This is a genomic window from Lutibacter litoralis (assembly GCF_014646675.1).
Taxonomy (GTDB): Bacteria; Bacteroidota; Bacteroidia; order Flavobacteriales; family Flavobacteriaceae; genus Lutibacter; species Lutibacter litoralis.
In genome coordinates, this window is sequence record NZ_BMNS01000001.1 from 587,992 (window position 1) to 602,683 (window position 14,692).

The following is a 14,692-nucleotide window of genomic DNA, read 5'->3' on the forward strand; positions in this document are numbered from 1 at the left end:
ATGTTAAATGTTTTAAAGAAATTTATGGCTTAAATTAATTTAACCCAACTTTAAACATGAAAAGAATACTATTTTTCTTATTTATTATGGCTACCTGTGTGGTTTTTGCACAAGACAAAACAGCTTCTCAGGTACCCGTTCCAAACTACAGATTAGCATCTAAATTTTCACCAACAAATCTTGCTAAATTAGTACACTCTACTACAGTTAGACCAAATTGGTTAAAAAATGGAAATCGTTTTTGGTACCAATACAAAACTACAGATGGTTCTAATTACTATTTAGTTGATGCAGATAGAAAAACTAGAACTAAATTATTTGACAACGATAAAATGGCTAAATGGTTAACCGAAATAACCAAAGATCCATACGATGGGCAGAATTTACCTAGATTTAGTTTCAAATTTGTAAAAAATGAAACAGCAATACAATTTCGAGTTACTGCAACAGAAGAGGTGGAAGTTAAAGATGATGAAAAAGATAAAATTGATGAGGTAAAAGATACTATTAAAAAAGACTCAACCGAAATTAAAAAAGTCAAAAAGAAAAAACCTAAAATGGAGAAAAAAGTATATTTTCTCGAATATAAATTAGGAGGTAATGGCTTAACAATTATAGATAATTCTAAAAAAGATGATAAAAGAAAACGTTGGGCAAATATTTCCCCTGATAGTACCGTTGTCTTATTTTCAAAAAATCACAACCTATATTGGATGGATAAAGAGAATTTTTTGAAAGCTCTTAAAGATGAAAAAGACACTACAATTGTTGAAAACCAATGGACAAAGGATGGTGTTGAAAATTATGGATATGGTGGTGGTTCTCGAGGAGAAAATAATGAAACTAAAGAAGAGAAGAAAGACGATAGAAAGGGCGTTTGGGGAATTTGGACTAGAGATTCTAAAAAGTTTATCTATCAAAAAACAGATTCTAGACATATTAAAGATTTGTGGGTAATTAATTCGGTTTCTAAAAAAAGACCAACCTTAGAAACCTATAAATACCATATGCCAGGAGAACAAGAATATTATAAATCAGAATTACAAATATTTGATATTCCGTCAAAAGAAATACTAAATGTAAAATTAGATACTGTTAAACAACAAAGTCTTTCTGTTTACAGACATCAATATAAAAAATCGGAAGCTAGTGACGAGTTTAAACCTTCATTATTACTTTCAAAAAAAGGAAAAATTTATTTTAGTACTATAAGTAGAGATCGTAAAAAATTAGATATTTGTGTTGCGGATATTAATACGGGAGAGGTTGAAGTTTTAATAGAAGAGCGTTTTAATACGTATATAGAAACAAGACCTTTAGTGTTATTAAATAATGAAACCGAAATGTTGCATTGGGCAGAAAGAGACGGTTGGGCACATATTTATTTATATGATACCAAAGGAAACTTAAAAAATCAAATTACAAACGGACCTTACCACGTTGCTGGTATTGAAAATATTGATGAAAAAGAGCGTGTAATGTATTTTACAGCAAATGGAGTTAATAGAAATATCGATCCTTATTACGAGCATTTGTACAGAATTAATTTAAATGGAACAGGCTTAAGAGGTATTAATTCTGGAGATTTTACTACAAATGTTAGCCTTTCAGATTCTAATAAATACTTTGTAAGTAACTATTCTAGAGTAGATAGTACGCCAAAATCAGAATTAAGAAGCAATACAGGTGCTTTAATTATGAATTTAGAAGAAGCGGATTTATCTCAATTACTTGCTACAGGTTATAAATTTCCAGAAACTTTTAAAATGAAGGCTAACGATGGAATTACAGATTTATATGGCGTTATGTACAAACCGTATGATTTTGATGAAACAAAAAGTTATCCGTTATTAGAATATGTGTATCCAGGACCTCAAACAGAGGCTGTAAATAAAGCATTTTCTGTACGTATGGATCGTTTAGATCGTATGGCTCAGGTTGGTTTTATTGTTGTTACTGTGGGAAACAGAGGAGGGCATCCAGATCGTTCTAAATGGTATCATAATTATGGCTACGGAAATTTAAGAGATTATGGTTTGGCAGATAAAAAATATATTGCAGAACAATTAGCAGATAAACATCCATATATTGATATTAATAAAGTTGGAATTTACGGTCATTCTGGTGGTGGATTTATGTCAACTGCTGCAATGTTAGTATATCCAGATTTCTTTAAAGCAGCAGTTTCTTCAGCAGGAAATCATGATAATTCTATGTACAATAGTTGGTGGAGTGAGACACACCATGGTGTTAAAGAAGAAATTGAAGCTGATGGTAGTATTAAATATAAGTATGATATTGATAAGAATCAATCGTTAGCAGCAAATTTAAAAGGGAATTTAATGTTGATTCACGGAGATGTAGATAATAATGTGCATCCTGGAGGAACCATTAGAATGGCAGATGCTTTAATAAAAGCAAATAAGCGTTTTAAATTTATGATAATGCCTGGGCAACGTCATGGTTTTGGTAAAATGACAGAATATTCTTTTTGGTTGCGTGCAGATCACTTCAGTAAATACTTTTTAGGAGTTGAAGCCTCAAACGTTGATATTCTTGAAATGAATAGAGACAAACCTAAGGGTTAATATTATAAATACATAAAAAAGCTGTTTGAAAATAATTTTCAAACAGCTTTTTTGTTATATAATTTTTTTAAAAGTTGGGCTTTCTTTTTTCTAAAAATGCAGTTGTTCCTTCTTTAAAATCATCTGTTTCGAAACTAACTCCAAATTGTTCAATTTCAACACTGTACCCATTAACGCAATTAGTGTAATTAGCATTTACTGCTTTAATTGCTGCTCCTATTGCTACTGAAGAATTACGTATTATTTTACTAGCTAATTTTTCGCATAAAGGTAATAGTTCTTCTTGTTCAACAACATAATTTACCAAACCATATTGTTTGGCTTCCTCAGCAGAAATCATAGCTGCGGTCATAATCATTTCCATAGCTTTTCCTTTACCAACTAATTGCGGTAAACGTTGCGTACCGCCATAACCTGGAATTACACCCAAACTAACTTCTGGTAATCCCATTTTTGCATTAGAACTTGCAACTCTAAAATGTGCTGCCATAGCTAATTCTAAACCACCACCTAGTGCAAACCCGTTAACTGCAGCAATTACAGGTGTACTTAAGTTTTGAACAAAATCGAATAATATTTCGTGTCCTTTTCTTGCAAGCTCTGTACCTTCTTCAACAGAAAAATTTGCAAATTCAGAAATATCTGCACCAGCAACAAACGCTTTTTCTCCGCTTCCAGTAATAATAATAACTTTTACAGATTTGTCGGTTTCTAATAATTTAAATGCCTCATGCAATTCTGCTATAGTATTTTTATTTAAAGCATTTAATTTGGTTGGACGATTTATTGTAATTATGGCACTATTTTCGTTTTGCTCAACTACTATATTTTCGAAATTCATATTATTATTTTTTAGGTACTATTATTTTAAAAACGGTTCCTTTATTAAGTTTTGATGTAAACGTAATAGAGCCATTATAAGCTTCAACTATATTTTTTACCATTCCTAAACCTAAGCCCATTCCGCTGGATTTAGTAGTGAATTTTGGTTCAAAAATCTTTTCTTTATCTTCAATTAAAATTCCTTTACCATTATCTGCTACAGTAATTATAACATTTTTTTCGTTATCTGAAACTGTAACTTCAATCTTTTTATTTTCAACTTCTTCTAAAGCTTGTGTTGCATTTTTAACCAAATTAGTTACTACTCTTATTAATTGGGTTTTATCTAATTCAGCTGTAATTACTTCTTTTTCAGAAAAATAGGAGATATAATCTTCTGTAAAAATATCTAAGGCATATTTAACTACTTTAACAACATTTAGCTCTTCTCTGTTTTGAGTTGGCATTTTAGCAAAGTTAGAGAAAGCCGAAGCAATTGAACTCATAGTATCAATTTGCTGAATTAATGTTTTGCTAAATTCATTAATTTTCTGGTTAATATTAGGGTCGGTTGGGTCAAATTTTTGTTGAAAACTTTGCACCGTTAAACGCATTGGGGTTAACGGATTTTTAATTTCATGGGCAACCTGTTTAGCCATTTCTCGCCAGGCCTGTTCTCGTTCTCCTTTTGCTAATTTTACAGCACTTTCTTCTAATTCATCAATCATTTCATTAAATGCATTTACCAAAGTAAACATTTCGGCACTCGCATCTTTTAAAATAATTTTTTCATTACGTCTATTTAAGCGAGTTAAGCTCATTTTATCGGTTACAGTTTTGATAGACCTAGTAATATAACTTGATATAAAATAAGCCAACCCAATAGCCAATAAAAACATGAGAATGTACACGTATGCCATCCTAATTAAAAACTCTTCTAAGTCCTTATTTTGTGCTGTGTTATCTTGTATGTATTGTAAATTTAAAATACCAATTGGTTTAAATTTATTATCTGTAATATAAGAGTAGGAAGATTGTAAATTTTTGCCTTTAAGAGCTTTAGTGTCAACAAAGCGATGTTGGATAGTATTGTTAATTCCTTTTAAGATAGTGTCACTAAGTTTTGTAGGGGTATCGCTTTTAACAAATCCAGCTTCTGAACTTTTCGCAATATTTCCAGCCAAATCATAGATGTTAATTTCCAATTTTTCAATATCTGAAATTTCGTGTACTTTTTCTCTAAAAATAAGTTTTAAATTTTCTTCTACAATTGGAAATGTATTTCCACTACCGCTATTTAACCAATAGTTTATAGAGGCTTTTACAGCTTCTTCTTTTCTTTCTAACCTTCCTTCATTATACTCGTCGGTTTGTTCTTTGTATTGATAAATGGTAACAGCAGCAATTAAAATAGAAGCAAATAAAATTAACAATATCATTGCTAAAAATATTCGAATACGTAGAGAAAGAAGTCTAATTTTCATTTAAATTTATTTTCGCCAACTTATTTATTTTTAATCCTTTAGAAGGATTGTTGTTGGTTGTTTTTATTAAATTATTTAAAGTAAATATACAGATTAATTACTATCTTTTTTTGTATGAATAATCATAATTAAATGGATAATACAACCTAACCTACAACAAATGTACCAAGAAAGTTATTTATATTTAAGTTTTAGAATTATTAATATTAATGCTAGAAAAGCTGTGATAGTATTAGCAAGTATCATTGCAAAACTATTTAAATGAATACCATATAGCAACCATAATATAATACCAACAAAAAAAATAATAAACATAGGTAACGATAAACTTTCTGTATTTTTCGATTTCCAAGCTTTTACCACTTGTGGTACAAATGCTGTCGTAGTTAAAACCGCAGCAACTAAACCAATAATCTCGTAAGCATCTATCATTATCTTTGTTTATGTGTTAAACTATTTAAGGATTTAAAGATTAAAAGGTTATGTATTTTAATGACCTGACTTTTTTGTATGTAAAAATTCTATATTTTAAGAATAAAATGATTGTAAAAAACAGAAAAAATAGCTTCAACTATGCTCCGCCACTCAACTTTAAGGCTTTCTAACTTTTAGACTAAATACTACCCAACAATATTTACAATTTTACCTGGTACAACTATTACTTTTTTAGGTGTTCTGCCTTGTAATTGCGCTTGTGTTTTTTCGTGCGCCATAACTGCGGCTTCAATTTCATCTTTATTTAAATCTAATGAAAGTTCCATAGTAAAACGCATTTTTCCGTTGAAAGAAATAGGATATTCCTTACTGCTTTCTACTAAATATTTGGCTTCAAATATTGGAAAATCTACGGTTGAAATTGATGTTGTATGTCCTAATTTACTCCATAATTCTTCTGCAATATGTGGCGCATATGGCTCAATAATAATTGCTAAAGGTTCTAAAATTGAACGTTTGTTACATTTTAAGGCTGTTAACTCGTTTACAGCAATCATAAATGTTGAAACCGACGTATTAAAAGAAAAATTAGCGATATCTTCTTCAACCTTCTTAATGGTTTTATGCAATGTTTTTAGTTCGTCTTTTGTTGGCGCGTCATCTGAAACTGAAAACTCACCATTAACAATATATAATTTCCATAATTTTTTCAAGAAACTATAAACACCAGAAATCCCTGAAGTTTTCCAAGGTTTAGATTGCTCTAAAGGACCTAAAAACATTTCGAACAAACGCAAACTATCTGCTCCGTATTCTTCACAAATTTCATCTGGATTTACAACATTGTATTTAGATTTCGACATTTTTTCAACCTCGCGCTTAACTTTGAATGTTCCATCATCTTCTAAAACAAATTCAGCACCTTTAAATTCTTCTCTCCAATTTTTAAAAGCTTCAATATCTAATTCATCATGAGTATTTACAAAGGCAACATCTGAATGAATTTGTTGTACTTTCAAATCTCCAATTAAACCTTTTGAAACAAATTTATTTTCACCTTCAACTCTATATACAAAAGCACTCGTCCCTGTTATCATTCCTTGGTTGATTAGCTTTTTGGCGTATTCATCTGTTGGAACAAAACCTCTGTCGAACATAAATTTTTGCCAAAAACGAGAATATAATAAATGTCCGGTTGCGTGTTCGCTTCCACCAATATATAAATCTACATCTTGCCAGTAATTAATCGCTTCTTTCGAAAACATTTCCTCATTATTTTGAGCATCCATATAACGATTGAAATACTGCGAACTTCCGGCCCAACCTGGCATGGTATTTAATTCTAATGGAAAAATAGTTACATTATCAATTAAGTCGTTTGAAACAACTTCATTTTTAACAGAGTTCCAAGCCCAAACAGTTGCATTTCCTAATGGTGGTTTTCCATCTTCAGTTGGTAAATACTTTTCAACTTCTGGTAACACAATTGGCAAATGTTGTTTGTCAATCATTTGTGGTAATCCATTTTTATAATATACTGGAAACGGTTCTCCCCAATAACGTTGACGGCTAAAAACAGCATCACGTAAACGATAATTTATTTTTCCGTAACCAAAACCCTTTTGTTCAATTTCGTAAATAATGCGTTTCATGGCTTTTTTATACGTTAAGCCATTTAAGAAATCTGAATTAGCAATTTTAATTCCTTCTTTTGTAGCACATGCTTCTTCTGAAATATCTACACCTTCAAAAATATTTGGTATTTCTAAACCAAAATGTTTTGCAAATGCGTAATCGCGTTCATCTCCACAAGGAACTGCCATTACAGCACCTGTTCCGTAACTTGCCAACACATAATCTCCGATCCATATTTGCACTTTTTTGCCTGTAAAAGGATGCAAAGCATAGGCACCAGTAAATACACCAGAAATGGTTTTTACATCTGCCATTCGATCCAATTCACTTCGTTTTGCAGTTGCTTTTTGGTAAGCTTCAACAGCTTCTTTTTGTTCAGCAGTTGTAATTTTTGAAACCAATTCGTGCTCTGGAGCAAGTGTCATAAAACTTACTCCGTAAATAGTATCGGGACGGGTTGTAAAAACAGAAATTTCCCAACCTGAATCCTGCTCTAAAACAGTAGCTTCTTTAGTTAAATTTTCTTGAGGATATACAGGAAATTGCAATGCTGTTTCAATTTTTGAAACAACGCTGTAGGGAGCATCAACAACTTCATTTATAGAAAAACGTAAGACATTAAAACCTTGACTTTCAAAATATTTAGTTCTTGAAGCTTCATCTTCTTTTCCAGAAAATTCAACAATTGTTTTTTTAACAAAACATACATAATCAACAAGAAAAACGCCAACCATATATTTAGCTCTAAATTTTGAAGATCCTTTTTTCTTTTTTAATTCATCCCACAATAAAGTTTCCGCTTTAGATGGGTTTGATCTATTTTCTTTAAGCGTTTCAAATTCTTTGTAAGATAATTTTACGTCTTTACTTTCAGAAATAGTATTAGGAGCTACTTTAAACGAAACCATTGCACCTTCCGAACGTCCAATCCAATAGGTTTGGGAATCTTTTAAAGGTTGTGGCCAATCTATTTTATCTAATCCATCTAATAAACGTTGTGCATACGCAGTAATTCGCATACTCCATTGCATCATTTTTTTACGTACTACGGTATGTCCGCCACGTTCTGAAACACCGTTTACAATTTCATCATTTGCCAATACGGTTCCTAATCCAGGACACCAATTTACTTCGGTTTCAGATAAAAATGTTAATCTATATTTTAATAATACTTTTTGTTTTTCTTCTTCTGAATAATTTTTCCATTCTTGCGCAGAAAAGATAGCTGTTTCTTCATCGCAAACTGCATTAATATTTTTATTTCCTTCTTCAGAAAAAACTTTTTCTAATTCAGAAATGGCTCTTGCTTGGTCGGTATCTTTACAATAATAAGACTCAAATAGTTGAATAAAAATCCACTGCGTCCATTTGTAATAATTAGGATCTGAAGTTCTTACTTCGCGCGACCAATCAAACGAAAAACCAATTTTATCTAATTGTTTTCTGTAGGTTTTAATATTAGCTTCGGTGGTAATTGCTGGATGTTGCCCTGTTTGAATTGCATATTGTTCTGCAGGTAAACCAAAAGAATCGTATCCTTGCGGATGTAACACATTAAACCCTTTATGGCGTTTGTAGCGCGCATAAATATCAGACGCAATATATCCGAGCGGATGCCCAACGTGCAAACCTGCTCCTGACGGATATGGAAACATATCCAAAACATAAAACTTTGGTTTGTTAGATATATTCTCTGCTTTAAAAGTTTGATTTTCTGCCCAATATTGTTGCCAGTTAGCTTCAATTTCTCTAAAATTGTATTCCATCCTTATTATTCCATTTTTAAAAGCGCAAAGTTACGTTTTATAAATAGAATTATAAAGCGTATTTTTAGCCTAGAAAATTTATTAAAATATTGTAAAATAAACTATTTTTAAAATTATAATGAATAAAGAAATTGGATTGGTGCTTTCTGGTGGAGGTGTTAGGGCTATTGCACATGTAGGTTTTTTACAAGTATTGTTAGAAAATAACATTAAACTAACAAGGGTTTCTGGAACTAGTGCTGGCGCTTTGGTCTGTGCGCTATATGCTGCTGGGTATAAAACTGACGAAATGATGTCTTTTTTTAGAGAAACACCTTTGTTAAAATTATCTCTATACGCCTTAAATAAACCAGGTATTATGGATAGTGAAAAGTATATTGGTTTTTTTAAAAAATATTTTCCTGAAGACACTTTTGAAAGTTTAAAAATGCCATTAACTATAACTGCTACTAATTTATTAAATGGGAAATTAGATTATTTTAATTCTGGTCAGTTAATTAAACCTTTGATAGCTTCTTGTGCTTTGCCTCCAGTTTTTTCTCCTATTGAAATTGATGAAAATTTATATTCTGATGGAGGGGTTTTAAATAATTTTCCTATTGAACCTTTAAAAGATACCTGTTCAAGAATTTTAGGAAGCTTTGTAAATCCTATTGAAGAAATAGATAAATCAGAGATAAATTCATCTATGAAATTAATGTATAGAGTCTACCATATTGGTTTAGACGCAAGTAATATTAAGAAATTCTCGGAATGCGATTATGTTTTTTCTCCAAAAGAAATTGATAAGGTGGGTGTTTTAGATGCTAATGGAATAGATAAAGCCTATAAAATTGGGTATGAAAGTGCACAAAAAGAAATTGAAACTATTTTAAAATCTATTCAATAGTTTATATGCGGGTTACAGGTATTACATGAAATTATTTATAAGAGGTTAAGATAATACATTATTTTTAGTTTCATAATTGGTAATTTTCAGCCATGAATATTTATAAATATTAACTTGGAAAATAAAAATTATAAAGCACATCTGGCATTACTTGGAGCAAATTTAATTTACGGAGCAAATTTTTTAATTGCTAAAGGTTTAATGCCAAATTATTTTAAACCATCTGGTTTAGTGTTGTTAAGAGTTTTTGCTGCCGGAATGTTGTTTTGGATAGTAAAGCAATTTATAAAAGAAAAAATTGAAAAGAAAGATTTAATACTTCTAGCATTTTGTGGTTTATTCGGAATTTCAATTAATATGTTGTTCTTTTTTCATGGGCTGAGTTTAACTTCTCCTATTGATGCTTCTATAATTATGACAACTACACCAGTAATTGTTTTAGTTTTAAGCGCTCTTATTTTAAAAGAAAGAATTACTATTAATAAGTATTTGGGAATTATAATTGGTGGAATTGGTGCTATTCTTCTAATTTTATATGGTAAAACTGCAGAAGGAACTAGTTCTTTTTCAGGAAATCTATTGGTATTCTTTAATGCATGTTCTTATGGCTTGTATTTGGTTTTAGTAAAACCATTAATGAAAAAATACAAAGCAATAACTGTAATAAGTTGGGTGTTTTTATTTGGATTTATTTTTATAATTCCATTTGGAGTTAAAGATTTATTTACAACAGATTTTAGCATTTTTACAACCAATACATATCTTGCTTTAGCTTTTGTAATTATTGGTACTACTTTTTTAACTTACTTATTTAATATTTATGCGTTAAGTCACGTACCGCCTTCTGTTAATGGAAGTTATATTTATTTGCAACCGGTGCTTAGTTTTATAATTGTAAGTGTTTATGCTTATCTAATGGATCATAAAGAATACGCTCAAGACATAAATTTAGTGAAAATTTTAAGTTGTTTTTTGGTAATTTTAGGTGTTTATATGATTAGTAAAAAGCCTAAAAAAGGGTTGCCGAAACCCTAATTAAAATCTTAATTGTATTAATTAATTCTAGCTTCTTTTTCTGTGGAAGTAAGGTATAATGAATTCATTCATTGGTATTGCTAATTCTTTCCCCAGCCTTACAATTGACTGCTTATTTTAGATTGAGTTCAACTTTACACCAATAAAAACTGTTCTTGGCGCTCCGGGACCATAAATATAATTGCTGTCTCTATTTTTTCCCGAATCAAAATCTTCCTGATATTCATTTAAAACATTTTTTACTCCTCCAAACAACTCAAAACTAGTATCTAATTCATTTAAATTAAAAGTATAACCAGTTTTAAAACTTAGCTCTGTAAACGTTGGAGATTTTAAATAAGCATCTGCTAATTGCTCAGGTGCTCCAGCTAAATGCACTAAATCCATTGCACCCGTATACACTAAATTAACCGATGTTTTAAATTTTTTGTTTGGTGTTATTGATAGAGTTGCAAAACCATAAACATCAGGACTTCTTAAAAAATTTCGTGTTGGTGCTAGGGCATCAGAATAGCTTACGGCAGTATCATAAGTACTAGACTGTATTGTTAAACCTGTTTCTAACTGAATTCTCTTATCATAATTTGCTCTCAACTCCAAAGTAACTCCTTTTACAGTAGCACCATCACCATTTCTTTTTTCAAATAATTCACCCAAATCATCTTCTCCTAAAGGATGTTGGTAAAAAGCATCTTTTAAATAGGTATAAAACCCTTCTAAAGTAAATCCGCTTATAAATTTTTCTAAAGCTTTATCATAATTAACAGATCCACTAATGCTAGTAGATCTTTCTTCTTTTAAATCTGGTGACAATGAAATTCTAGACACACCACCACCTGCAAAGGCAATATGTAAATCGGCATCAAATGCTTGTGGAGCTCTAAAACCAGTTCCCCATGTCAACCTAAACTGAGTACTTTCTTTCATTTTATATAAAAATGATGCTCTAGGATTAAAAATAAACTTATTTAACAAATTATGCTTATCAGCCCTAACCCCAGTTAATAAATTTATTGAAGGTGTAATTTCCCAATCACTTTGAAAAAACACACCTAAATTGGTTGTCTTCTGATTTATTAAATAATTATACGCTTCAATTTCATCATAAACTTTATCTACAACATATTCAGTTCCTGTGGTTATTACATTTACACCTTTTATAAATTTTTCTAAACGATGATTTAGTTGCATTCCACCCTGAACAGTTGAAACTTCAGATATTCCATAAGGCGGATTTTCTATATGGTTTTGAATGTCTTCATCACTATCAGGAAAAATTCCGGTATAATGATCTCTAGCTGTTTTTTGTCCAGAAAAATAAGAGATAAAAGAACTATTATCATTGTTGAAATTGATTTGATAATCCAAGCTTCCAATAAAAACATCGTGTATACGTTCTTCAGATTGTAAAGTTAAATAAGGTTCTTTATCAACCATTTCTCCTCCATATCTATACTCGTTCATACTACTTAAACTCAACTCAATTTTCTGATTCTCTGTTGGAAGAAAAAATAAATTCACTCCAAATGAATTGTTTTTCAATTTTGGTAATTCAGAAAAATTATCTCCATTATTATCGTAATAATCTCGTTCTCTTTTACTCACAAAAAAAGTTGCCCCTGCATTTCCTTTATGGGTTAAAATAGTTCCGTTACCATTAAAAATATTATCCGAAGTTCCTTTGTCAATATTCTGATAAGTATATTCTAAATTATAACCACTTTCTTTGGGTATTTTAGTAATTACATTCACTGTTCCTCCAATGGCACTTGAGCCGTATAAGGCCGATCCTCCACCACGTACAACTTCAATTCGTTCAATCATATTTGCAGGAATTTGTTCCAAACCGTACAAACCTGTTAGCGGACTAAAAACGGGTCTTCCATTAATTAATATTTGAGAATAGCCACCTGTCAATCCATTCATTCTTAATTGGGTATAATTACAGGTTTGGCAATCAGTTTCAACTCGTAAGCCAGGTTGAAATTTCAATCCTTCCGATAAATTACAAGCCTGCACATTGGTTAACATATTACTATCAATTATACCAACAATTACTGGAGAATCTGTTCGTCTCTTAAACGTTTTTGTACCGGTAACAACTACCTGATCCAATCCAAAAACATCTTCTTCTAATTCAAAATTTAATATTTTTTCTTCATGTTTTTTAAGTTTAATTCTAACTTCTTTTGATTTGTATCCAACTGCACTTACAACCACTACAAAATTTCCAGCTTCAACTTCAAATGAGTAGGTCCCATTTCTATCTGTTGAAGTTCCAATTTTCGTATTTTTCATATAAATGGATGCCCCTAGAATTGTTTCAGATCCGCTGCTTACAATTCCTTTTATTATGCCATTTTCATTTGCCTGAGTTAATTGTGTTAGTAGCACAATTACCATAAAGATTAATTTATTCACTTGTTTTTGATTTTTACGCAAAGTTAAACATAATTATTAGATTAGTCTAAATTTTTATTTTAACCAATAAAAATGTATATTTGTACCTTATGGAAATTCAACTTACTCAAACCGAAGAAAATTACCTAAAATCTATCTATAGTTTAGAACTTTCAAGTTCTAAGAATGTGAGTACTACTTTATTGGCTAAGAAGATGAAAACAAAAGCATCTTCAGTAACCGATATGATTAAAAAATTAGCGGATAAAGATTTTGTAGATTATAAGAAATACAGGGGGGTTTCACTTACAAAAGGCGGTAATACTATTGCGGTAAAAATTGTAAGAAAACATAGATTATGGGAAGTTTTTTTAGTGAATAAGTTAGAGTATAGTTGGGATGAAGTTCATGAGATCGCAGAACAGTTAGAACACATTAAATCGGATACTTTAATCGATAAACTTGAAGAATTTTTAGAATTTCCAACACACGATCCTCATGGAGATCCTATTCCAGATAAAGAGGGGAATATTGAACATCATAAAAATATAATGCTTTCTTCTGTTAAAGTTGAAAATTCATGTAAAATAATCGGTGTAAAAGACTCTTCTTCAGAATTTTTAAAATATTTAGATTCAAAAAATATTCATTTAGGAAGCATAGTAAAAGTAATTTCAAAAGAAGTATTTGATAATTCAATTACTATAGAAATTAATAAACAATTATTATCAATATCACACCAAATATCAAAAAATTTATTTGTTAAAATATTATAGAGAATGGAACAAATTATTAGTTATTTTGAAAGCATTAATCCCATATTAGCAGCTTTGTATGCAACACTTTTCACTTGGGGTTTAACAGCTTTAGGAGCTTCATTAGTGTTCTTTTTTAAAGGATATAACAGAGCTGTATTTGACGGAATGTTAGGGTTTACTGGTGGTGTAATGGTAGCTGCAAGTTTTTGGAGCTTACTAGCTCCTGGAATTGAAATGAGTCCTGGTGAAGGTTTTGTAAAAGTGATTCCTGCTGTTGTAGGCTTTGGGTTAGGAGCATTATTTTTATTTGGTTTAGACAAAGTACTACCACATTTACACGTAAACTTTAAAGAATCTGAAAAAGAAGGTGTTAAAACGCCTTGGCATAAAACCACCTTATTAGTATTGGCAATTACACTACATAATATTCCAGAAGGTTTGGCTGTTGGTGTATTATTTGGTGGTGTGGCGGCTGGTTTTGATGGAGCAACAATTGGTGGAGCGGTGGCATTGGCAATTGGTATTGGTTTGCAAAATTTTCCTGAAGGATTTGCGGTTTCTATGCCAATTAGAAGGCAAGGAGCAAGTAGATGGAAAAGTTTTATGTATGGACAATCTTCTGCTATTGTAGAACCTATTGCTGCGGTTATTGGTGCTTGGGCTGTAATGACATTTCAACCAATATTACCTTATGCGCTTTCTTTTGCTGCAGGTGCTATGATTTTTGTGGTTGTGGAAGAAGTAATTCCAGAAACGCAACGCGATAAATATACAGATATAGCGACTCTTGGTTTTATTGGAGGTTTTATTGTTATGATGACTTTAGATGTTGGTTTAGGGTAAAATTTTAACTTAAAACTCTAATTCCTGTTTCGTTTTT

10 protein-coding genes are annotated in these 14,692 nt (G+C 30.9%); 5 read left to right on the top strand and 5 right to left on the bottom strand.

From position 1 onward, the window contains the following. The first annotated feature begins 56 nt into the window (after positions 1-56). Entirely contained in the window at positions 57-2,588 is a 2,532-nt protein-coding gene (locus tag IEW75_RS02625) for a S9 family peptidase (RefSeq protein WP_134248483.1), read from the top strand. A gap of 67 nt (positions 2,589-2,655) precedes the next feature. Here IEW75_RS02625 and IEW75_RS02630 read toward each other — a convergent pair whose 3' ends face one another. The 4 genes from IEW75_RS02630 to IEW75_RS02645 form a co-directional block, all read right to left on the bottom strand. Further along, positions 2,656-3,429 carry an enoyl-CoA hydratase/isomerase family protein gene (locus IEW75_RS02630; protein WP_134248484.1) on the bottom strand — a complete coding sequence of 258 codons (774 nt, stop codon included), beginning with the start codon at positions 3,427-3,429 and terminating at the stop codon, positions 2,656-2,658. A 4-nt stretch (positions 3,430-3,433) separates the two neighbouring features. After that, a complete protein-coding gene (locus IEW75_RS02635) occupies positions 3,434-4,894 on the bottom strand; it encodes a sensor histidine kinase (protein WP_134248485.1) in 1,461 nt (486 codons plus the stop codon). Positions 4,895-5,068: 174 nt separating this feature from the next. Further along, positions 5,069-5,326, bottom strand: a complete 258-nt coding sequence (locus tag IEW75_RS02640; protein ID WP_134248486.1) for a SemiSWEET family sugar transporter — start codon at positions 5,324-5,326, stop codon at positions 5,069-5,071. Between the two features lie 188 nt (positions 5,327-5,514). Next, positions 5,515-8,730 (bottom strand): class I tRNA ligase family protein, encoded by a 3,216-nt coding sequence (locus IEW75_RS02645; protein ID WP_134248487.1) that lies wholly within the window; start codon positions 8,728-8,730, stop codon positions 5,515-5,517. Positions 8,731-8,848: 118 nt separating this feature from the next. Here IEW75_RS02645 and IEW75_RS02650 point away from each other — a divergent pair, with 118 nt between their 5' ends. Further along, positions 8,849-9,619, top strand: coding sequence for a patatin-like phospholipase family protein (locus tag IEW75_RS02650; protein WP_134248488.1), 771 nt, complete (start codon positions 8,849-8,851; stop codon positions 9,617-9,619). Positions 9,620-9,733: 114 nt separating this feature from the next. Beyond that, the gene (locus IEW75_RS02655; RefSeq protein ID WP_134248489.1) at positions 9,734-10,654 is read left to right on the top strand and encodes a DMT family transporter; all 921 of its coding nucleotides are present in this window, start codon (positions 9,734-9,736) and stop codon (positions 10,652-10,654) included. A 117-nt stretch (positions 10,655-10,771) separates the two neighbouring features. Here the strand turns inward: IEW75_RS02655 and IEW75_RS02660 are convergent, their stop codons facing one another. Continuing rightward, positions 10,772-13,075, bottom strand: coding sequence for a TonB-dependent receptor (locus IEW75_RS02660; RefSeq protein ID WP_229714377.1), 2,304 nt, complete (start codon positions 13,073-13,075; stop codon positions 10,772-10,774). 89 nt (positions 13,076-13,164) lie between these two features. Here IEW75_RS02660 and IEW75_RS02665 point away from each other — a divergent pair, with 89 nt between their 5' ends. Together IEW75_RS02665 and IEW75_RS02670 are read left to right on the top strand one after the other, a co-directional pair. Next, positions 13,165-13,830 (top strand): metal-dependent transcriptional regulator, encoded by a 666-nt coding sequence (locus tag IEW75_RS02665; RefSeq protein ID WP_134248490.1) that lies wholly within the window; start codon positions 13,165-13,167, stop codon positions 13,828-13,830. Positions 13,831-13,833: 3 nt separating this feature from the next. After that, on the top strand, positions 13,834-14,655 hold the full coding sequence (locus IEW75_RS02670; protein WP_134248491.1) for a ZIP family metal transporter: 822 nt from the start codon (positions 13,834-13,836) through the stop codon (positions 14,653-14,655). The last annotated feature ends 37 nt before the right edge of the window (positions 14,656-14,692 follow it).